31 protein-coding genes are annotated in these 18,212 nt (G+C 43.6%); 29 read left to right on the top strand and 2 right to left on the bottom strand.

The features are described from left to right. Window positions 1–186: 186 nt before the first annotated feature. From rpsJ to AAAA78_RS13650, 29 genes are all read left to right on the top strand, one after another. The gene (rpsJ, locus tag AAAA78_RS13790; RefSeq protein WP_025308875.1) at window positions 187–504 is read left to right on the top strand and encodes a 30S ribosomal protein S10; all 318 of its coding nucleotides are present in this window, start codon (window positions 187–189) and stop codon (window positions 502–504) included. Window positions 505–513: 9 nt separating this feature from the next. After that, complete coding sequence (gene rplC / locus AAAA78_RS13785; protein ID WP_340592621.1) at window positions 514–1,182, top strand: 50S ribosomal protein L3; 669 nt, start codon at window positions 514–516, stop codon at window positions 1,180–1,182. Between the two features lies 1 nt (window position 1,183). Next, window positions 1,184–1,813, top strand: coding sequence for a 50S ribosomal protein L4 (gene rplD, locus AAAA78_RS13780; protein WP_340592620.1), 630 nt, complete (start codon window positions 1,184–1,186; stop codon window positions 1,811–1,813). After that, window positions 1,813–2,091, top strand: coding sequence for a 50S ribosomal protein L23 (rplW, locus tag AAAA78_RS13775; protein WP_340592619.1), 279 nt, complete (start codon window positions 1,813–1,815; stop codon window positions 2,089–2,091). The genes rplD and rplW overlap by 1 nt, the downstream gene beginning before the upstream one ends. Before the next feature lie 2 nt (window positions 2,092–2,093). Beyond that, window positions 2,094–2,912: a 50S ribosomal protein L2 gene (gene rplB, locus AAAA78_RS13770; RefSeq protein ID WP_340592618.1), complete on the top strand. Its 819-nt coding sequence runs from the start codon at window positions 2,094–2,096 to the stop codon at window positions 2,910–2,912. Window positions 2,913–2,921: 9 nt separating this feature from the next. Further along, window positions 2,922–3,215 (top strand): 30S ribosomal protein S19, encoded by a 294-nt coding sequence (gene rpsS / locus AAAA78_RS13765; RefSeq protein ID WP_340592617.1) that lies wholly within the window; start codon window positions 2,922–2,924, stop codon window positions 3,213–3,215. A gap of 12 nt (window positions 3,216–3,227) precedes the next feature. Beyond that, a complete protein-coding gene (gene rplV, locus AAAA78_RS13760) occupies window positions 3,228–3,560 on the top strand; it encodes a 50S ribosomal protein L22 (RefSeq protein WP_340592616.1) in 333 nt (110 codons plus the stop codon). Window positions 3,561–3,562: 2 nt separating this feature from the next. Then, window positions 3,563–4,228, top strand: coding sequence for a 30S ribosomal protein S3 (gene rpsC / locus AAAA78_RS13755; protein WP_340592615.1), 666 nt, complete (start codon window positions 3,563–3,565; stop codon window positions 4,226–4,228). Continuing rightward, window positions 4,215–4,622, top strand: coding sequence for a 50S ribosomal protein L16 (gene rplP / locus AAAA78_RS13750; protein ID WP_041577922.1), 408 nt, complete (start codon window positions 4,215–4,217; stop codon window positions 4,620–4,622). Before rpsC ends, rplP begins: the two co-directional genes overlap by 14 nt. 4 nt (window positions 4,623–4,626) lie before the next feature. Next, window positions 4,627–4,818, top strand: coding sequence for a 50S ribosomal protein L29 (gene rpmC, locus AAAA78_RS13745; RefSeq protein ID WP_340592614.1), 192 nt, complete (start codon window positions 4,627–4,629; stop codon window positions 4,816–4,818). 9 nt (window positions 4,819–4,827) lie between these two features. Further along, on the top strand, window positions 4,828–5,100 hold the full coding sequence (gene rpsQ / locus AAAA78_RS13740; RefSeq protein ID WP_340592613.1) for a 30S ribosomal protein S17: 273 nt from the start codon (window positions 4,828–4,830) through the stop codon (window positions 5,098–5,100). 11 nt (window positions 5,101–5,111) lie between these two features. Continuing rightward, window positions 5,112–5,480: a 50S ribosomal protein L14 gene (rplN, locus tag AAAA78_RS13735; RefSeq protein ID WP_340592612.1), complete on the top strand. Its 369-nt coding sequence runs from the start codon at window positions 5,112–5,114 to the stop codon at window positions 5,478–5,480. An 11-nt stretch (window positions 5,481–5,491) separates the two neighbouring features. Beyond that, window positions 5,492–6,031: a 50S ribosomal protein L5 gene (gene rplE, locus AAAA78_RS13730; RefSeq protein WP_340592611.1), complete on the top strand. Its 540-nt coding sequence runs from the start codon at window positions 5,492–5,494 to the stop codon at window positions 6,029–6,031. Window positions 6,032–6,043: 12 nt separating this feature from the next. Beyond that, the gene (rpsN, locus tag AAAA78_RS13725; protein WP_295905240.1) at window positions 6,044–6,349 is read left to right on the top strand and encodes a 30S ribosomal protein S14; all 306 of its coding nucleotides are present in this window, start codon (window positions 6,044–6,046) and stop codon (window positions 6,347–6,349) included. A 10-nt stretch (window positions 6,350–6,359) separates the two neighbouring features. Beyond that, window positions 6,360–6,749 carry a 30S ribosomal protein S8 gene (gene rpsH, locus AAAA78_RS13720; RefSeq protein WP_295905242.1) on the top strand — a complete coding sequence of 130 codons (390 nt, stop codon included), beginning with the start codon at window positions 6,360–6,362 and terminating at the stop codon, window positions 6,747–6,749. Between the two features lie 7 nt (window positions 6,750–6,756). Further along, window positions 6,757–7,299, top strand: coding sequence for a 50S ribosomal protein L6 (rplF, locus tag AAAA78_RS13715; RefSeq protein WP_340592610.1), 543 nt, complete (start codon window positions 6,757–6,759; stop codon window positions 7,297–7,299). Between the two features lie 12 nt (window positions 7,300–7,311). After that, window positions 7,312–7,677, top strand: a complete 366-nt coding sequence (rplR, locus tag AAAA78_RS13710; RefSeq protein WP_295905246.1) for a 50S ribosomal protein L18 — start codon at window positions 7,312–7,314, stop codon at window positions 7,675–7,677. A 10-nt stretch (window positions 7,678–7,687) separates the two neighbouring features. Then, window positions 7,688–8,146 (top strand): 30S ribosomal protein S5, encoded by a 459-nt coding sequence (gene rpsE / locus AAAA78_RS13705; RefSeq protein ID WP_295905248.1) that lies wholly within the window; start codon window positions 7,688–7,690, stop codon window positions 8,144–8,146. Between the two features lie 8 nt (window positions 8,147–8,154). After that, a complete protein-coding gene (gene rpmD / locus AAAA78_RS13700; RefSeq protein ID WP_413943177.1) occupies window positions 8,155–8,349 on the top strand; it encodes a 50S ribosomal protein L30 in 195 nt (64 codons plus the stop codon). A gap of 2 nt (window positions 8,350–8,351) precedes the next feature. After that, a complete protein-coding gene (rplO, locus tag AAAA78_RS13695) occupies window positions 8,352–8,789 on the top strand; it encodes a 50S ribosomal protein L15 (RefSeq protein ID WP_340592609.1) in 438 nt (145 codons plus the stop codon). Then, window positions 8,789–10,114 (top strand): preprotein translocase subunit SecY, encoded by a 1,326-nt coding sequence (gene secY, locus AAAA78_RS13690; RefSeq protein WP_340592608.1) that lies wholly within the window; start codon window positions 8,789–8,791, stop codon window positions 10,112–10,114. Before rplO ends, secY begins: the two co-directional genes overlap by 1 nt. Then, window positions 10,114–10,749, top strand: coding sequence for an adenylate kinase (locus tag AAAA78_RS13685; protein WP_340592607.1), 636 nt, complete (start codon window positions 10,114–10,116; stop codon window positions 10,747–10,749). Before secY ends, AAAA78_RS13685 begins: the two co-directional genes overlap by 1 nt. A 126-nt stretch (window positions 10,750–10,875) precedes the next feature. Next, window positions 10,876–10,989 (top strand): 50S ribosomal protein L36, encoded by a 114-nt coding sequence (rpmJ, locus tag AAAA78_RS13680; RefSeq protein ID WP_080683743.1) that lies wholly within the window; start codon window positions 10,876–10,878, stop codon window positions 10,987–10,989. A gap of 2 nt (window positions 10,990–10,991) precedes the next feature. Then, window positions 10,992–11,366, top strand: a complete 375-nt coding sequence (rpsM, locus tag AAAA78_RS13675; protein ID WP_295905258.1) for a 30S ribosomal protein S13 — start codon at window positions 10,992–10,994, stop codon at window positions 11,364–11,366. A gap of 13 nt (window positions 11,367–11,379) precedes the next feature. Then, entirely contained in the window at window positions 11,380–11,778 is a 399-nt protein-coding gene (gene rpsK / locus AAAA78_RS13670) for a 30S ribosomal protein S11 (RefSeq protein WP_340592606.1), read from the top strand. Window positions 11,779–11,790: 12 nt separating this feature from the next. After that, window positions 11,791–12,417, top strand: a complete 627-nt coding sequence (gene rpsD, locus AAAA78_RS13665) for a 30S ribosomal protein S4 (protein WP_295905262.1) — start codon at window positions 11,791–11,793, stop codon at window positions 12,415–12,417. A gap of 20 nt (window positions 12,418–12,437) precedes the next feature. Beyond that, window positions 12,438–13,469: a DNA-directed RNA polymerase subunit alpha gene (locus AAAA78_RS13660; protein WP_295905263.1), complete on the top strand. Its 1,032-nt coding sequence runs from the start codon at window positions 12,438–12,440 to the stop codon at window positions 13,467–13,469. Window positions 13,470–13,645: 176 nt separating this feature from the next. Further along, a complete protein-coding gene (gene rplQ, locus AAAA78_RS13655; RefSeq protein WP_340592605.1) occupies window positions 13,646–14,176 on the top strand; it encodes a 50S ribosomal protein L17 in 531 nt (176 codons plus the stop codon). Between the two features lie 218 nt (window positions 14,177–14,394). Next, window positions 14,395–14,952: a TlpA family protein disulfide reductase gene (locus AAAA78_RS13650; protein ID WP_340592604.1), complete on the top strand. Its 558-nt coding sequence runs from the start codon at window positions 14,395–14,397 to the stop codon at window positions 14,950–14,952. Here AAAA78_RS13650 and AAAA78_RS13645 read toward each other — a convergent pair whose 3' ends face one another. Further along, window positions 14,953–16,035, bottom strand: coding sequence for a hypothetical protein (locus AAAA78_RS13645; protein WP_340592603.1), 1,083 nt, complete (start codon window positions 16,033–16,035; stop codon window positions 14,953–14,955). A 229-nt stretch (window positions 16,036–16,264) separates the two neighbouring features. After that, window positions 16,265–18,211: a TIGR03545 family protein gene (locus tag AAAA78_RS13640; protein WP_340592602.1), complete on the bottom strand. Its 1,947-nt coding sequence runs from the start codon at window positions 18,209–18,211 to the stop codon at window positions 16,265–16,267. Window position 18,212: the final 1 nt, after the last annotated feature.

The following is an 18,212-nucleotide window of genomic DNA, read 5'->3' as shown; positions in this document are numbered from 1 at the left end:
TGTTTTTTTTGTTGCGCATACTCGCGCACTCGTGACGTCTAAAATCTACAGAAAACCCCCCGCATTGGGTGATTTCACGGCCGCAAGGGCTAATTCGGGGCAAGTTTTTGATGGGATAATGGCGTTAATTGTTAACAAATTTGCTAGTAACTACGCTACTTTACAAAAAAGAAGAGAAGTGTCCTTATGCAAAGTCAGAAGATTAGAATCAGATTGAAGGCATTCGATCATAAATTGCTTGACCAGTCGACGAAAGAAATCGTTGAGACTGCTCGTCGTACAGGTGCAAAAGTTGCGGGTCCTATCCCTTTGCCAACTCGCATTAACCGTTACACTGTATTGCGTTCTCCGCACGTAGATAAAAAATCTCGTGAACAATTCGAAGTGAGAACTCACAAGCGTATGCTCGATATTTTAGAACCCACTCAACAGACCGTCGATCAGCTCATGAAACTCGACCTCTCTGCTGGTGTTGATGTTGAAATTAAACTTTCAGCGATCTAGGAGTAACAAGTGAGCGAAACTACACAAACTACAAATACTTCAGAGCAAGGCCTTAAGCTGAATGGCCTGTTCGCGTTTAAAGAAGGTATGGCTACTATCTATAATGAGCAAGGTGAAGCCGTACCTGTAACTGTTCTTCGTTATGAGCCTTGGTTTGTTTCTCAAATCAAAACTAACGAGAACGATGGTTATGAAGCTATCCAATTAGCTTGCACTCCAAAAAAAGCTAAGAATTCAAATAAAGCAGAAAAAGGTCACCTTACTAAAGCTGGCTTCGAGAATGGCGCTCAGTTCGTAAAAGAACTTCGTCAAACTCTTCCAGAAGGTGCAACTGTTGGCGCGCAAATCTCTATCGACTCTTTGGCTCAAGGTGATTTCGTAAAAATCACTTCTAAGTCTAAAGGTAAAGGTTTTGCGGGTTCTATGAAACGTTGGAACTTCGCGGGAGGCCCTGCTTCTCACGGATCTAAATTCCACCGTCGTCCTGGTTCTTCTGGTAACAGAACATGGCCGGGTCGTGTAATGCCGGGTAAGAAATTCCCAGGTCACTTGGGTGCTGAGACTGTTACAGTTCGCAACGTTGAGATCGTTCAAGTTATTGCTGCTGAAAACGTTCTCATGGTTAAAGGACCAGTTCCAGGTGCAAGAAACACTTTGGTTAAGTTGGTGAGAGAATAGTATGGCAACAGTAAACGTATTAAACTGGAAAAAAGAAAAAGTTGGATCAGTTGAATTGGCTGCTGACGTGTTCGAAGCTCCTGTTAAAAAGGAAGTTCTTCACACTGTAGTTCAATGGCAATTGGCGGCTCGTCGTCAAGGTACACACATGACAAAGACTAAAGGTCTTGTGTCTGGTGGTGGTAAAAAGCCATTCAAACAAAAAGGTACTGGTGGAGCTCGTCAAGGTTCTAGCCGTTCTATCCTAATGCCTGGCGGTGGTACTGCTTTCGGTCCTCAACCTCGTAGTTACGCTTTCGTTCTACCTAAAAAAGTTCGTCGTTTAGGTTTGAGCATGGCTCTTTCTCACCTTCAAAAAGAAGGCAAGTTGTTCATCGTAGACAGCATGCAATCTGAAGGTAAAACTGCTGAGCTTAACAAACGTTTGAAAGCTTTCGGTTTGAAAAAAGCTGTATTGGTAGATGCAACTGTGAACGAAAAGTTCAACCGTGCTTCTAAAAACTTGGAATCTTTCAAATACTTCCCAGTAGAAGGTTTGAACGTATTCGATCTATTGAAATACGACGCTGCTGTAATCACTAAAGATTCTGTAGCAAAAATCGTAGATCGTTGCTCATTGGAGAAAGCGTAATGAAACAAGTAATTAAAGCTCCTCTTATTACAGAGAAAAATACTTATCATAACGCTGCTGGCGTGTATGTGTTTGAAGTAGATTTGAAGTCTACAAAAACTGACATCAAAGCTGCTGTAGAGAAAAACTTCAAAGTGAAAGTGGACAATGTTAGAACTAGCATCTGCCGCGGTCACTCTAAGTATTCTAAATTCGGATTAACAAAGGTCCCTTACTGGAAAAAAGCTTACGTTAAGCTTGTTGAAGGTGAGAAGATCGCTCTTTTTGAGGGAGTATAAAGATGGGTATTAAAACATTTGCCCCACGCTCTCATGGTCGCAGAGGAATGACTGGTTTCGATTTCAAAGAAATCACAAAGACAACTCCAGAGAAGTCTTTGCTTGCTCCTCTGAAAAAACAAGCGGCACGTAACAATCACGGTCAAATCACGATCCGTCACCAAGGTGGTGGTCACAAGAGAAAATACCGTTTGGTTGATTTCAAACGCACTAAACTAGACGTTCCAGCAAAAGTTGTTGCGATCGAATACGATCCAAACAGAACTTGCCGTATCGCTCTTATTTCTTATGTTGATGGAGCGAAAGCTTACATCATCGCTCCGGTTGGTTTGAATGTTGGTGATACTGTCATCGCTTCTGACAAAGCGGATATTAAGCCAGGTAACAGTCTTTCTTTGGCTGCGATCCCAGTTGGTACTGTGATCCACAACATCGAAATGCGTCCTGGTAAAGGTGGTCAAGTTTGCCGTGGAGCTGGTGCTTCCGCAACTTTGGCTGGTAAAGGTGAACAATATTGCCAAGTACGTATGCCTTCTGGTGAGTTGAAGCAAATCTTGTCTGTGTGCAAGGCTTCTATTGGTCAAGTTGGTAACACTGACAACGAAAACATCAACCTAGGTAAAGCAGGTCGTTCTCGTTGGAGAGGTATCCGTCCTTCAGTTCGTGGTATGCACATGAACCCTGTCGACCATCCATTGGGTGGTGGTGAGGGTGTCGGTAAAGGGCATCACCCTGTAACTCCTTGGGGCCAACCTTGTAAGGGTTACAAAACTAGAAATAACAAGAGAACCAACTCTTCAATCATCAAGAGACGTAAGTAGGAGTAAAAGGTGGCACGCTCAATTAAAAAAGGTCCATTCGTCGATTTGCATCTTCAAAAGAAGATCGACCATGCGATCGAAAAAAATGATAAAAAAGTTATTAAAACTTGGTCTCGCCGCTCAACAATTCTTCCAGAGGCTATCGGACTGACGTTCGCGGTTCATAACGGAAGAAAGTTCGTTCCAGTATACATCACTGAGAACATGATTGGTCACAAACTCGGTGAGTTTGCTCCAACAAGAACTTTCCAAGGTCACGCCGAGAAGAAAGCCGCTGCTCCTGCTGCAGCTGCGAAGAAGTAATAGAGGTTGATTATGGAAGTTAAAGCAAGCTTGAAATATGCAAGAGTTGGTGCTCAGAAGGCTAGATTGGTTGCTGATTTAGTTCGCGGTAAAGACGTGAACGAAGCAGTAAAAACTCTTACATTCTTGAACAAAAAAACTGCTGGAATGGTAAAAAAGTTAATCGAATCTGCTGTAGCTAACGCGGAATACAAAAAGGTTATGGATGTAGACAACCTTTATGTTAAAGCTATCTGGGTTGATCAAGGCCCAGTTCTTAAGAGATTCCGTCCACGCGCTCAAGGTCGCGCGTTCGGCGTTCGCAAGAAGACCAGCCACATTAACGTAGTACTCGAGGAGAAATAGTCGTGGGACAAAAGGTTAATCCAATTGGTCTTAGAGTCGGTGTTATCAGAACTTGGGATTCTCGCTGGTATGCGAAGGGTCAACAATATTTTGACAATCTCCACGAAGACATCCGTTTGAGAAAGTATTTGAAAACTAAGCTCAAACACGCGGGTGTTGCGAAAATTGAAATGGAACGTGCAGCGAAGAAGATTAAAATCATCATCTCTACTGCTCGTCCAGGCGTTGTTATTGGTAAAAAAGGTACTGGTATTGATTCGCTTAAAGCGGAAGTTCAAAAACTTACACCCAACGAAGTTTTCTTGAGCATCCAAGAAGTGCGCAAGCCAGACCTCGATGCTCAGCTCGTTGCTGAGAGCATTGCTCAACAACTTGAGAAACGTATCTCTTGGAGAAGAGCTCTTAAAAAATCTATTGCAGCTGCGATCAAAGGCGGCGTGAGAGGTATCAAGATTCGTGTTTCAGGACGTCTTGATGGTGCAGAGATTGCTCGTTCAGAGTGGTACAATGAGAAGAGTGTTCCTCTTCATACATTGCGCGCAGATATCGACTACGGTACTGCAGAAGCTCTAACAGCATACGGTATCATCGGTTTGAAAGTATGGATCTATAAAGGCGATATCTTATCTGCTCGCGAAGTTGAGGAGGCAGGTCGTGTTAAGTCCTAAAAGAGTAAAATGGCGTAAACAATTTGTAGGCCGCGCAACTGGCTTTGCAGTGAGAGGTGCTAACCTTGATTTCGGAGACTACGGTCTTCAAGCAATCGAGGAAGGTCGTCTAACTGCTCGTCAATTGGAAGCGGGTCGTATTGCTATCTCACGTTCAGTAAAACGTGGTGGTAAAATCTGGTGCCGTGTGTTCCCAAATATTCCTGTTACTAAGAAACCTGCTGAAACTCGTATGGGTAGCGGTAAAGGTAATCCTGAGTTGTGGGTAGCACGCGTTCTTCCTGGAAAAGTTCTTTTCGAAATGAACGGTGTGACACGTGAACAAGCTAAAGAAGCTTTCGAACGTGCAGCTCACAAACTTCCTTTCAAAACTCGTTTCTTGGTAAGGGAGTAGTTGTATGAAGTTTAATGAAGTTAAAGATCTTTCTGTAACTGAATTGAAGAAAAAAAGAGCAGCTCTTTCTGAAGAGTTGTTCCAAGCACGTATCAAGAATTCAATTGGTCAACTTTCAAATCCACTTGTAATTCGTGATCTTCGTCGCAACATCGCTAAAATCAACACAGCGATCGTAAAAAAAGTGGCGAGATAGAGGTAGAGAATGGCAACTGAAACTAATACTAGAGGACGTAAAATTGAAGTCGTAGGTGAAGTTATCAGTGACAAGATGGATAAAACTATCTCTGTCCTCATCTACCGCATGGTAAAGCATGCTAAATACGGTAAGTACGTTAAGAAAACTTCTGTTTTCAAAGCGCACGATGAAAAGAACCAAGCTAAAATTGGTGACATCGTGAAAATCCGTGAAACTCGCCCACTTAGCAAAACTAAGCGTTGGACTTTGGCTGAAGTCGTTGAAACGGCGAAGGCATAAGGAGAGCTGTCATGATTCAAATGCAAACTAGACTGAATGTAGCTGACAACTCTGGCGCAAAAGAAGTTATGTGCGTAAAGGTTCTTGGTGGATCTAAACGTCGTGTTGCCTCTATCGGTGACATTATCGTTGTATCTATCAAAGAAGCTTTGCCAAACGCTAAAGTTAAAAAAGGTGACGTAGCTAAAGCTGTTGTTGTTAGAACTGTAGCAAAACTTCGTCGTCCAGACGGATCTTACATCCGTTTCGATGACAACTCTGCTGTTCTTATTAACGCTTCTAAAGAACCAATTGGAACACGTATCTTTGGCCCAGTAGCCAGAGAATTGAGAGCAAAGTCGTTCGTTAAGATCGTATCTTTGGCTCCGGAAGTTCTATAAGGGGTGATGAGATGAATCGCTTACATACACAATACAAAAAAGAGATCGCTCCCGCTCTGATGAAACAATTGGGAGCTAAAAACGTGATGCAAGTTCCTCGCTTGGAGAAAATCACTCTTAGCGTTTGCTTGAGCGAAGCAGTTCAAAATCCAAAAATTTTGAACACAGTTGTTGACGAGATCACTGCGATCACTGGTCAAAAAGCTGTTATCACGAAAGCTAAAAAAGCTATCTCTAACTTCAAATTGCGTGCTGGCATCCCATTGGGTGTTCGCGTGACTTTGAGAAGAGAGAAAATGTGGTCTTTCCTAGATCGTTTGAACACTTTGGCACTTCCTCGCGTAAGAGACTTCCGCGGTTTGCCAAACAAAGGTTTCGACGGTCGTGGTAACTACAACATGGGCTTGAAAGAACAAATCGTGTTCCCTGAGATCAACTACGATAAAGTTGATAAAACTCGCGGTATGAACATCACTATTTGTACAACTGCTAAAAACGACGCTGAGGGCAGAGCGCTTCTTGAAGCACTTGGCATGCCCTTCAGAAAGTAAGAGGGGTGTCACTTGGCTCGTAAATCAAGCATCGTAAAAAACAATAAAAGAAAAGAGCTTTCTAAGCGTTACGCTCAATACAGAGCTGAACTTAGAGAGAAAGCTGTCGACATGAAACTTTCTGACGAAGAAAGAGCTACAGCTCGTAAGAAGCTTCAAGCTCTTCCTAAGAATACGAATCCAAACCGTGTTATCACTCGTTGTGAGATCTCTGGTCGCCCTCGTGGTAACTACAGAAAATTCGGTTTGTCTCGTATCGCTTTCAGACAATTGGCCCTTGACGGTAAATTGCCTGGCGTAACGAAAGCTAGCTGGTAAGAGGATCACTATGGATACAATTTCTCAGTTCCTTACAATGATTAGAAATGCTGGAGCAGCGAAACACGAAAAAGTGGATCTTCCTGCTTCAAAAGTAAGAGCGGGTATTGCTCAAATCCTCGTTAACGAAGGTTTGATCAGAAGCTTCAAAGTCGCTAAAGACAGTAAACAAGGCATCATGCGTGTTTACTTGAAATACGACGAAGCTGGAAACCATGTGATCAACTCTATCGACCGCGTATCACGTCCAGGTCGCAGAGTTTATATTAAATCTGACAAAATTCCTGTAGTTCGTTCTGGAATGGGTATGTCCATTATCAGCACAAGCAAAGGAATCATGAGCGGTAAGCAAGCTACTGAGGCTAAACTCGGTGGTGAATTGCTTGCGACACTTTGGTAGGTGAAAAATGTCACGTATTGGAAAAGCACCCGTTGTTTTTGATAACACAGTACAAGTAAGCGTTTCACCTGCTAACGAAGTTCTCGTTAAAGGTGCGAAGTCTTCTTTGAAAATTGGCATGCAACCAAACATCACTGCAAAAGTAGAGGGTGGGAAAGTTGTATTGACTCGCAATGATGACTCTAAAGAAACTCGTGCATTGCACGGTCTTTACAGAGCGCTTATTCAAAATGCCGTAACTGGCGTAACAAAAGGTTTCACTAAGGGCCTTGAACTTCATGGGGTCGGTTACCGTGCAAACGTAGCTGGCAAAAAATTGGAACTTTCTTTAGGTTTCTCTCACCCAGTGATCTTCGACATCCCTGAAGGAATCGAGATCAAAGTTGACAAGCAAACTGCACTTTCGATCACTGGCCCAAGCAAAGAGCTTGTTGGACAAGTAGCGGCGAAAATTCGCTCTTTCCGTCCACCTGAGCCTTATCTTGCAAAAGGTGTTCGTTACGCTGGTGAGCATATCAGACGTAAAGCTGGTAAGTCGGCTGGTAAATAATTGAGGTAATGTATGAAAATTAAAGTAAGCAAACATACTAGTGATAGAAAAGCGAACCGCCTCAAGAAGAAAATCAGAATCCGCAAGACTGTAAACGGTACTGCGGAAAGACCTCGTCTTTGCGTATTCCGTAGCGGTAAGCACATGTACGCTCAGATCATCAATGACGTTGCGGGCACTACTTTGGTAGCTGTTTCTTCTCTTGGTAAAGAGGACAAATCTGGTATCGACATGGCGAAACTTGTTGGTATGGAAGTAGCAAAAGCCGCTTCTTCTAAGAACATCAAAGATGTGGTTTTCGACCGTAACGGATACCTGTACCACGGACGTGTTAAATCTCTAGCTGAAGGCGCTCGTGAGGGCGGCCTTAATTTCTAAGGAGTGATGTGTGGAGAAAGTTCAAGCTCAAGCAGCTGAATTAGAAGAGCGTGTAGTAGCGATCAACCGCGTAACAAAAGTTGTTAAGGGTGGTCGTCGCTTCTCTTTCGCAGCTCTAGTAGTAGTTGGAAACAAAGCCGGCGATGTTGGTTTTGGTTCTGGTAAAGCTGGAGAGGTTCCTGAGGCTATCGGTAAAGCAAGCAGATCTGCAAAAAAATCTGCTCGCTCTGTAACTTTGAAAGAAGGACGTACAATCCCTCACGAAGTTATCGGTAAATTCGGTGCCGCGAAAGTCATCATGAGACCAGCAGCACCTGGTACTGGCGTAATCGCGGGTGGCGCGGTGCGTGCAGTTCTTGAGTCTGTAGGTGTAAAAGACATTCTTACTAAATGTGTTGGGACTCGTAACCCTCACAATGCTGTAAGAGCAACAATCGACGGCTTAAAGCAGTTGAAACAGCTTAAATAGTCGGACTGGTGGCAAAAATGGCTAAAACATTCGTAGTAACATTGAAAAGATCAACGATTGCTTGCACTCAAGCTCAAAAGGACGCAGTTCGCGTTCTTGGCTTGAAGAGACGTCATCACACTGTAGAAGTGAAAGACTCTCCAGCAGCACGTGGAAATATCATGAAAGTTCAGCATCTAGTTGATGTTGAAGTTAAGGGGTAATCATGAGCTTGCTTAAAACATTGGCACCCAAAGCAGGATCTAAGCACGCTCCAAAAAGAATCGGTCGTGGTATCGGTTCTGGTATGGGCGGCACATCGACAAAAGGTCACAAGGGTCAGTTAGCTCGTACGGGCGGTACTGTTCGCCGTGGCTTCGAGGGTGGTCAAACACCTTTGCATCGTCGTCTTCCTAAATTTGGTTTTAGCAACGTCGCGTTTGCTAACAAATTTGAGATTGTTAATTTATCACAACTTGCTAAATTTTCTGGAGAAGTAACTCCTGAAACTCTACACGCTGCTGGACTTGTATCTAAAGGCGCTGTTAAGATTTTGGGAAATGGCGAGCTTAAAACAGCTTTGACTGTAAAAGCTCACAAATTTTCAGAAAGCGCTAAGAAAGCTATTGAAGCTGCTGGCGGCAAAGTCGAGGTAATTAAATAGTGTCTGCAATTGAGAGCATCGCAAAGAATTCTGATCTTCGTAAACGCATCTTGTTCACTTTGGCTATGTTGGCTATTTACAGAATTGGTGTACACGTTCCGACTCCTGGAGTTGATGGAACTGCTGTATTGTCATTCTTCCAAGCTCAGAGCCGCGGGATCTTTGGTTTGTTTAACACCTTCACGGGTGGTGCTCTCTCCCAATTCAGCGTTTTCGCATTGGGAATCATGCCGTACATTTCGGCGTCCATCATCTTCCAACTTTTGACTTCAGCGATTCCATACTTGGAAGCGTTGAAGAAAGAAGGGGAGCAAGGGCGCCGTAAAATCAATCAGTACACTCGTTATGCAACAGTAGCCTTGGCAGTTGTTCAAGGTTACGGCATCAGCAGCTGGTTGATGAACTCTACAAGTCCTGAGGGGCACGCTCTAGTGACGGCTCCAACAGTGGCTTTCTTGCCATTCCAAATCATGACTATCATCACATTGACAGCAGGTACTTGCTTCATCATGTGGCTGGGCGAGCAAATCACTGAAAGAGGAATCGGTAACGGTTCTTCACTTATCATCTTCACTGGTATCGCAGCAGCAATTCCTGGCGGCGCTCAACAAATTTGGGAGCTTGTTCGCACGGGTGAAATGCGTTTCGCATTGGCGCTTCTATTGATCCTTTTCATGATCGCGATCATTGCGGCTGTTATCTATATGGAAGTGGCGCAACGTCGTATCACTGTCCAGTATTCACAAAGACAAGGTGGCGGTATGCAGTCAATGCAAACTCCAACAAGCCACTTGCCTATTAAAATCAATTTCTCTGGGGTTATCCCACCAATCTTCGCGAGCTCTTTGTTGATGTTCCCGGCGACAATGGCTCAGTTCGTACAAACGCCATGGTTGAAAGCGTTGCAGGAGTCTTTGAATCCTTCTGGAACTATCTTCAACATCATGTTCGTGGCTTTGATCGTGTTCTTCTCGTTCTTCTATACAGAGATCGTGTTCAATCCAAACGACGTAGCTGATAACCTCAAAAAGTACGGCGGTTTCATCCCTGGCGTTCGCGCTGGTAAAAGCACGTCTGACTATATCCAAAAGGTTCTTGAGCGCGTAAACGTTCTTGGTTGTATCTATCTTTGCACGATCTGTATTTTGCCAGGAATCATGACGACTCAGTTCAACGTGCCTTTCCATTTCGGTGGAACAAGTTTGTTGATCCTAATCGGTGTTGCTTTGGATACAGCTCAGCAGATTCAATCTCATATGATCACTCAAAAATATGAGGGCTTCTTAAAAGGAGCTAAGATCCGTAGCAGAAGGGTTCAGTTCTAATGAACTTGATCCTCTTTGGAGCCCCCGGGGCCGGTAAAGGTACTCAGTCTGAATTGCTCATTAAGCGCTTGGGAATGACTCAGATCAGCACAGGCGACTTATTCAGAGCGGCAATCAAAGGCCAAACGGACCTCGGAAAAAAAGCCCAAGAGTATATGGATAAGGGTCAACTTGTGCCAGATAGCATTGTTATCGGCATGGTTGAGGAAGTCCTTCAAAAAGGTGTTAAAGACATCATTTTGGATGGTTTCCCAAGAACTGTGGCGCAAGCCCAGGCTTTAGATGAATTGTTAGTTAAAATGAATCTTTCTATCGGAAAAGCTATTTTTCTCGAAGTTCCGATGAAGATTTTGATGGATCGACTGACGGGTAGACGTGTCTGTAAAAATTGCGGAACCGTATACCATATCGTTAGCAAGCCTACCAAGACGGAAGGCAAATGTGATGTTTGTGGGGGAGAAGTCATTCAACGTAATGACGACAAAGCCGATGTGATCGAGACTCGTCTTAAAACCTACGAAGAATTCACAAGCCCTTTAAAAGAGTTTTATAAAAAAGCAGGAAAGTACATTGAACTGGACGGCAATAGAGGCACCGAGGAAGTCTATTCAGAGATCGAAAAAATAATAAAATAAGACGGCTGTATTATTTTTATCTCTAGACTTTAATGTTTATCGGTGTTAGCGTGCCGAACCGCGTTCGTGTTTTTGCTGGTATTTTCGTCCTTTTTTGGGATGAAACTAAGCGTATGGGAAGACATTATGAAAGTAAGACCATCAGTTAAGAAGATCTGTAACAAATGTAAAGTTATTAAAAGAAAAGGCGTTATTCGCGTTATCTGTGAAAACCCTAAACATAAGCAAAGGCAGGGCTAATCATGGCACGTATCCTTGGTGTCGACTTACCTAGAAATAAACGCGTTGAAATCGCGTTGACTTATATTTACGGCATTGGTCGTCCTCGCGCGGCTATGATTTGCAAGCAAGTAGGCATTCCTCACGAATTGAGAACTGAAGGCCTTACGGATGAGCACATTGCTAAAATCCGTGGCATCATCGAGCAAAACTTCAAAGTTGAAGGTGATTTGCGTCGTGAAATCGGTTTGTCTATCAAGCGTCTTATGGACCTCAACTGCTACCGTGGTATCCGTCATCGTAAAGGCTTGCCTGTACGTGGTCAGAACACTCGTTCTAACGCTCGTACTCGTAAAGGTCCTAAGAAGACGGTAGCTAACAAGAAAAAAGCCGTATAAAGGTAACTGACAGATGAATACTGAAAATAAAGCAAAAACAGTTGCTAAGAAAAAAGTTAAAAGAAACGTTCCTCAAGGGAACTGCTATATCCAAGCTGGTTTCGGAAACGTTATCGTTACGATGACTGATCCAAACGGAGCTACGGTGTCTTGGTCCTCTGCTGGACACCTTGGTTTCAAAGGAAGCCGTAAAGGTACTCCTTATGCAGCACAGTCCGCGGCAGAAGACGCTGCAAAAAAAGCTATGGAAGCAGGCATGAAATCTGTGGACGTTTATCTTAAAGGACCAGGCGCTGGTCGTGAACCTGCAATTCGTGCATTGGCAGCAACAGGCATGAGAATCTTGACTCTAAAAGATATCACACCTGTTCCACATAACGGTTGCCGTCCACCTAAGCGTAGAAGAATTTAATAGGAGTATATCGTGAGCTGCATTAACGAAAGCGTTTGTAAGCTTTGCCGTCGCGAAAACGTGAAACTTTTCTTGAAGGGTGATCGTTGTTACACAGATAAGTGTTCTTTCGAAAGAAGACCTTATCCTCCAGGACAACACGGTCAATCTCGTTTGAAGTTCTCTGAATTTGCACTTCAATTGCGTGAAAAACAAAAAACTAAGAGATACTACGGTGTTTCTGAAAAACAATTTGTAAAATATGTATCTGAAGCCAACCGCTCAAAAGAATTGACTGGTACTGCGCTTCTTAAGTTCCTCGAGACAAGACTTGATAACGTTGTCTACTCTTTGGGGTATGCTAACTCTCGTCGTGAAGCAAGGCAGCTTGTTAAACACAACCATTTCTTGTTGAATGGTAAGAGAGCTAACATTCCAAGCATCATTGTAAATAAGGGTGACGTTATTACAGTTGCGGAATCAAGCCGCGCAGTTGTTAAGATCCAAGCTGCTATTCAATCAGTAGCACGCAGATCTGTACCAGCTTGGCTTGAAGCTGATCATGCGAAATTCACTGGAACTGTTAAAGATCTTCCAAACCGTGAAGATGTAACAGTGGCAGTTGAAGAGAACATGATCGTTGAATACTACTCAAGATAATTTTACCTCTCGGGGGAAGCATGCAAGAGCACTATTATAAGTTCTGGAGAGAGATGATCAAACCAAAGGGATTTGAGGTTGATCGTGATACTCTTCGTGAAGATTACGCTAAATTCATTATCCGTCCCCTCGAAAGAGGCTTTGGGGTTACTCTTGGTAACTCCCTAAGAAGAATTCTTCTTAGTTCAATGATGGGTTCTGCAATTACAGCTGTTAAGTTTGAAGGCGTATTGCACGAGTTCACTACGATCCCAGACGTTCTTGAGGATGTAACTGACATCATCTTGAACCTTAAAGAAGTTCGCTTTAAACAGTACACTTCTGACTCTGTTACTTTGAAAATCTCTAAAAAAGGTCCAGGTAAAGTAACTGCAGCGGATATCCAAACTTCAGATAAGATCGAGGTTCTAAACCCAGATCACCATCTTGCAACTTTGGGTGCTAATGCAAACTTCAACGCCGAAATCATCGTGAGCTTCGGTCGTGGATATGTACCAGTAGAAAACAGAGAGACTGATCTTCCTGTAGGCTTTATCGGCGTTGACGCCCTTTACAGCCCTATCAGAAAGGTTAACTACAACGTTTCAAATGCGCGTGTTGGTCAAAGAACTGATTACGATGCATTGACTTTGGAAGTTTGGACTGATGGTTCTTTGAAACCTGAAGAAGCTGTAGCTCTTTCATCTAAAATCATGAAAGAACAACTTCAGATCTTCCTTACTTTCGACGAAACTATGGAGCCAGCTGAAGAAGCTCGTGAAATGGGTTCTCCTTCATTGAATGAGAATTTGTTCCGCTCTGTAGACGATCTTGAGTTGTCTGTGCGTTCTGCAAACTGTTTGAAAAACGCTAACATCCGTTACATCGGTGAGTTGGTTGTTCGTTCAGAAGCAGAAATGCTTAAGACTAAAAACTTCGGTCGTAAGTCTCTTAACGAAATTAAAGAGATCTTGGGTGAGATGGGACTTAGCCTTGGTATGAAAATCGAAGGCTGGCCGCCAGCAGGTTGGGATCCAAGCCAACCACCTCAAAAAAGAGAATCTCAGCAGTAATATTTTAAAAGGCATTCTGAGAAATCAGGATGCCTTTCCAATTAAGAATTTCCAATGATGGTGTTCTAAACAGCGATTCCTGCGGGAGTTGCGGGGCAAGGAGCCCTTAAAAGTGACCCTTCGGGGTACTATCGTGCTGATACCTAATCCGGTCAGTACGTTTAACGGAGAATAAAATGAGCTCACACAGAAGAAGAGTAAAACATTTCGATCGTAAATCTGGCCCAAGAAAAGCTTTGTTGAGAGGTCTTGTAACTTCTCTTATCGAGCACGGCCGCATCACTACAACTGTTGATCGTGCTAAAGAAGTACGTCGCCACGTTGAAAGAGCGATCACTCTTGGTAAAAAAGGTGATTTGGCAACAACTCGTTTGTTGATGTCTCGCTACCCAAATAAAGACGCTGTTGCAGCGATTGTAAAAGATCTTGCTCCACGCTTTAAAACACGCCCAGGTGGTTACACTCGTATCATCAAAATCGGTCGTCGCCCTGGTGACACTGCTGAGATGGCATTCCTTGAGTTCGTAGACTACGATTTCGAAGCAAAAGGCGCAGCTAAAGAAGAAGCGAAAGCGACTAAAGCTGAACCAAAAGCAGCAGCTAAAAAAGCTACTACTGCGAAAAAAGCATCTACTAAACTTGTAGCTGCTAAGAAAAAGTCTGTTAAAAAGACTCAAAAGAAAGCAAGAGCAGCAGCTCGCGCTTAATTTGAATCTTCAAAATTAAGATTTTCGGAAAAGATCTTGGGAAACCAAGGTCTTTTTTTTTACCCAAATTTCTCTCCATCAAAGGTACGGACTTACTTTTGGTTGAGATCGGCGTTAGACGCGAATGCGCTAACACAAGTAAGTCCGTACCTTTTGCCAGAGTCAACGGTTGCTCCATCGTGGGTAATCAACTAAGTTGAGTCCATAGAGGACTTACTATGAATCAACATCTTAAAGCTATCATCATTGTTGTTATTGTCGGCGCCCTGGGTGTTTGGGGATTCAATCAGCTCTTTGGCTCAAAGCCGGTTGAGAACTCTTCTTATGCGACTTTAGAGACTTATGAGAAGAAGGGCGTTCCCAATTTCGAAGCTAAAGATCTCGACGGTCAGTCTTTCGAACTTAAATCTATGGATGGGAAAGTTGTTATCCTGAACTTCTGGGCTTCTTGGTGTGGGCCTTGTATTGAAGAAGTGCCGTCGCTGATCAAGCTTGTGAAAGAATTTAAAGGGGACGTGCAGTTGATAGCGATCTCTGGTGATAGCAAGCTTGAGGATATCCAAGTCTTTATGAAGTCCTTCCCAGAACTTAAAGATGCCAATATCAAGATCGTGTGGGATCAAGACCGTGCGTTCATGAAGCAGTTCCAGATTTCCCGTTTGCCTGAATCTATGGTGCTAGGGAAGGACCACAAGCTCGTGAAGAAACTTGTGGGCTCTATAGATTGGTACAATAAGGATTCAGTCGCTTACGTGAAATCCCTTTTGGGAAAATAATCAATCTTCGCAGTCGTACTGCAAATCGATTTGCGTTCCTTCGATTAACGGATAAGTGAATTTCAAAACTTTGCCGTCAAGTTTGAGTCCTGAGACATCAAGGCCTCCGACTTTAACTTTAAGACTTTTTGGTTTGGCTTCACATTGCAAAGTCAGCGATGAAAGTGAATTCACGATTTTGTCTTTGAAGGTATTCAAGTTCGCGCTGTAGTCGGCGTCGCAAATACTTCCAACACCTCCGTCCGTGAGGCGGGAAGCTTCTGCATAAGTATGACCAAAATGACTTGGAGACAAATCCACGTCTTGTTCGCCTTCGCAAACTTTGTCGTCAGGCTTTACGATGATCGAACTGAATGTGAAACGAACATCGTCACCAAATGTTGCTTTCGCGCGATCCACCATGGTTTGTGGATAGTCTTCGGCTTCAAAGGGTTGATAAGCGCCGTCGGCATCTTTCGCTTTTACGTTTTTAGGATCGCCACCCACAGAGCGTTCGTCTTCATCAGAGATCGCGATAACAGAAATTGCAGCACCGGCACGATAACACGCGTGAGAAGATGAATTTTTAAAGTTGTCATGAGTGGCTTTAATCGCGCGCTCATCACCGGAGTTTGCTCCACCGATCGTCAGAGTGTCGATCGTGGATGTGAAAATTGTATTTAAGTTGGCCGTGCCTTTCTTCAAAAGGTAAGCCGGAGTGCCTGCCGCAGGGACATAGTTTGCCCATGTTAAAGGATTTCCGAAAACGAGAGTGCCGCCCGAGGAAACTCCGCGAGTTGTTGTGATGCACATTTGCCAGTCAATGTTGCTGGCATCCAAAGAGTTTACGAACGTCGACATTCTTGCCGCGAGTTTTTTAAGTTCAGGAAGCATCGAGTTCGAATCATCGAGCACCAACAAGAAATCGACTTGCTTGTTTCCATAAGCAACCACTTCAGTTGAAGAAATTGTTTTGCTGGGAGGTGGCTCCACGATAGAGGCCTTGTCTTCCACAGGCACAGGAGCGAAATTCATCTTCGCGCACGCCGTACCTAAAGTGGCAACCACACAGCTCAATGCTAAATTTAGAATCGAAGCTTTCATACACACCTCAAGTTTCTCTTCGTCAGGCTATCATGAAAACTTGTGCTAAAAAAAGAGGCATGACTCAAAAAGTGAGCGAAAATATTAAGTGATAACAGTAAGTTAGAAATTCCGTCGAAGCTCTTTACAGGTCCTGTAGAGAGCTTCGACATTCTCAAGAAAACTTTTTTGATGGGATCTCACTCGACGAATCTTCGAGCGAACATTTTATCGACGGAATTCTTTAAATTTAGAAACCGAGTTTCTTCTTCAACTCATCCACGGCTTTTTGTCCCTCTTTTTCGAGAGCTTTCTTGCCTTGGTTTTCGGCGTCTTTTTTAGCTTGTTCAACTTTGGATTCAGCTTGTTTTTTCTGATCGTCCAATTGAGCCTGAGCTTTTTTTACTTCCTTGTCGAACTGACCACGAAGTTGGTTGAGCTGAGCTTCGACTTGCGCTTTTTGTTTGCCGATCTCTTCGTCGACCATTGCTTGAATTTTTTTGCGAGCTTCGTCGATCTTAGCTTGGATTTGTTTTTCAAATCCTTTTTGCAATTCAGGTCCCAAGTTTGAATTCACATTGAGTGGAACATTCGGGAATTCGCCTTGGCCATCGACAGTCAAAGTCACAACAGGGATACCAGCAAAGACAGCCTTCAAAATTTGATCGGCGATTTCGTTTTTAGATGAAACGGCGTAATCAATTTTTGTGAACTTGTTATCCATGCCCACGGTGATCTTTTTAAGTCCTACGACCTTGCCCTCAACTCCAATAGTGCCGTTGGCTTTATTGAAAGCAATTTGCACGTCAGGAGATTGCACAAGCTCTTTGCCAGTGATGGAGTACGAGTCTACTTTGAGTTTGTAGTCGATAATGCTTTCAGATTTCGTGTTGTCTAAAGAAAGACGAACCAAGAAACCAAAAATTTGCATACCTGGGAAGTCACCTGCCAAAGTGGCCACTGTCGGTTTGCCAATCAAGCGTTGATTGGAAGTGATATCTAGAATCTCACCTTTGATGTTTCCCGCTTCAGGAGTCAATCCCGCTTGAGAGCTGACCGCTGTGCGCTTGATCCAGAAAAGAGGATAAGAATTCAAACGACCGAATTCGTAGCTGATTCCTTTTTCGCGAGGATGAGGTTGGATAACGACTTCTTCATCCTTCTTGTCTTTCTTCAGAAGATTTGGCGGCAAGTATTTATCGGCCATCGCTTTATAGCGATAGAACTTCGCTTTGTACGGAGCCAAGTAGCGATTGAAGACGGCCATCGTCATGGCTTTCGCATCAAGCTTTGGAATACGGAAGTGTTGCTCTAAAGATTTGATGTCCGTTTTTACTTGTTTGTCGATTTCTTTGTAATGAGCTTCGAGGGCTTTTAAATCTTTGCTTAAATCATCGCCGGTGCTTTGCACTTGTTTGTACATAGCATCGCCGTCTTTATACACCTTATCGAGTTCTTGCAAAGACGCTTGCAACTCTTGCGGCGATTTGAAGTCTTTGTATTTGATTTTGTTCAAGCGATCGTTCAAAGCTTGGATGTCTTTACTTTGCGGCAGAGTTTTAAGGCGAGCGTCCCAATTCTGTTGTTTGGCTTTCAGGTCGACTTGGAATTTTTCGATCATGGCTTTGGAAGGCAAAGATTCTTGCAGCTTTTGCAATTGCACGTTGGCGTCAGCTCCGCCGAGCATTGCGATTACATCGCCAAGAACATTGTCGCCGTATTGTTCTTGGGCTTCTTTTAAAGCCTGTTCTTTAAGTTTTTCAGCCATGCCGGGCTCATTGGAGACGGGCTCTGGTGGTTTTACTTTTCCTGGATGTTTTCTTTTCACACCGAATTCGATTTGTTCGACAGCGGCTTCATTTACTACGACTTTGGCGCGAAGAAGCGCATCCCAAAGCATCGAGAAACGAATGTCGCCGATCTTAATTGAATCATGAGTTGGTTTTTCGGCGTCGGTGACTTCAATACCTTGCACGCGAAGGCTGGCATTGAAGAAACTTGTTTCAAGTTTTGCGATATTCACTTCAGCGCCGACAGCATTGTATCCGGCCCACTCAAGCGCGCGACGTAAATGACCGTCAAAGAAGAAATGGAAATAAAGTCCGATCACCAAGCAAATGATGACAAAAGGAATGATAGCTTCCCAGCGAATAGGACCCTTGGTTTTTTTTGGTTTTGTAGTTGTTGTCTCTGTCATG

The organism is Bdellovibrio sp. BCCA (assembly GCF_037996825.1).
Lineage (GTDB): Bacteria > Bdellovibrionota > Bdellovibrionia > Bdellovibrionales > Bdellovibrionaceae > Bdellovibrio.
The sequence above is the reverse complement of the archived record's forward strand: the minus strand, read 5'-3'. Positions and strand labels throughout refer to the sequence as shown.

What these genes read in the sequence shown, in the direction of transcription:
- rpsK (WP_340592606.1), top strand. Translation starts at nt 11,380, where the DNA reads ATGAATACTGAAAATAAAGCAAAAACAGTTGCTAAGAAAAAAGTTAAA.
- rpsH (WP_295905242.1), top strand. Translation starts at nt 6,360, where the DNA reads ATGGATACAATTTCTCAGTTCCTTACAATGATTAGAAATGCTGGAGCA.
- rpsJ (WP_025308875.1), top strand. Translation starts at nt 187, where the DNA reads ATGCAAAGTCAGAAGATTAGAATCAGATTGAAGGCATTCGATCATAAA.
- rplD (WP_340592620.1), top strand. Translation starts at nt 1,184, where the DNA reads ATGGCAACAGTAAACGTATTAAACTGGAAAAAAGAAAAAGTTGGATCA.
- rplW (WP_340592619.1), top strand. Translation starts at nt 1,813, where the DNA reads ATGAAACAAGTAATTAAAGCTCCTCTTATTACAGAGAAAAATACTTAT.
- AAAA78_RS13640 (WP_340592602.1), bottom strand. Translation starts at nt 18,211, where the DNA reads ATGACAGAGACAACAACTACAAAACCAAAAAAAACCAAGGGTCCTATT.
- AAAA78_RS13685 (WP_340592607.1), top strand. Translation starts at nt 10,114, where the DNA reads ATGAACTTGATCCTCTTTGGAGCCCCCGGGGCCGGTAAAGGTACTCAG.
- AAAA78_RS13650 (WP_340592604.1), top strand. Translation starts at nt 14,395, where the DNA reads ATGAATCAACATCTTAAAGCTATCATCATTGTTGTTATTGTCGGCGCC.
- rpmJ (WP_080683743.1), top strand. Translation starts at nt 10,876, where the DNA reads ATGAAAGTAAGACCATCAGTTAAGAAGATCTGTAACAAATGTAAAGTT.
- rpsQ (WP_340592613.1), top strand. Translation starts at nt 4,828, where the DNA reads ATGGCAACTGAAACTAATACTAGAGGACGTAAAATTGAAGTCGTAGGT.
- rplN (WP_340592612.1), top strand. Translation starts at nt 5,112, where the DNA reads ATGATTCAAATGCAAACTAGACTGAATGTAGCTGACAACTCTGGCGCA.
- rplE (WP_340592611.1), top strand. Translation starts at nt 5,492, where the DNA reads ATGAATCGCTTACATACACAATACAAAAAAGAGATCGCTCCCGCTCTG.
- rplV (WP_340592616.1), top strand. Translation starts at nt 3,228, where the DNA reads ATGGAAGTTAAAGCAAGCTTGAAATATGCAAGAGTTGGTGCTCAGAAG.
- rpmC (WP_340592614.1), top strand. Translation starts at nt 4,627, where the DNA reads ATGAAGTTTAATGAAGTTAAAGATCTTTCTGTAACTGAATTGAAGAAA.
- rplQ (WP_340592605.1), top strand. Translation starts at nt 13,646, where the DNA reads ATGAGCTCACACAGAAGAAGAGTAAAACATTTCGATCGTAAATCTGGC.
- rplB (WP_340592618.1), top strand. Translation starts at nt 2,094, where the DNA reads ATGGGTATTAAAACATTTGCCCCACGCTCTCATGGTCGCAGAGGAATG.
- AAAA78_RS13645 (WP_340592603.1), bottom strand. Translation starts at nt 16,035, where the DNA reads ATGAAAGCTTCGATTCTAAATTTAGCATTGAGCTGTGTGGTTGCCACT.
- rplR (WP_295905246.1), top strand. Translation starts at nt 7,312, where the DNA reads ATGAAAATTAAAGTAAGCAAACATACTAGTGATAGAAAAGCGAACCGC.
- rplO (WP_340592609.1), top strand. Translation starts at nt 8,352, where the DNA reads ATGAGCTTGCTTAAAACATTGGCACCCAAAGCAGGATCTAAGCACGCT.
- rplF (WP_340592610.1), top strand. Translation starts at nt 6,757, where the DNA reads ATGTCACGTATTGGAAAAGCACCCGTTGTTTTTGATAACACAGTACAA.
- rpsM (WP_295905258.1), top strand. Translation starts at nt 10,992, where the DNA reads ATGGCACGTATCCTTGGTGTCGACTTACCTAGAAATAAACGCGTTGAA.
- AAAA78_RS13660 (WP_295905263.1), top strand. Translation starts at nt 12,438, where the DNA reads ATGCAAGAGCACTATTATAAGTTCTGGAGAGAGATGATCAAACCAAAG.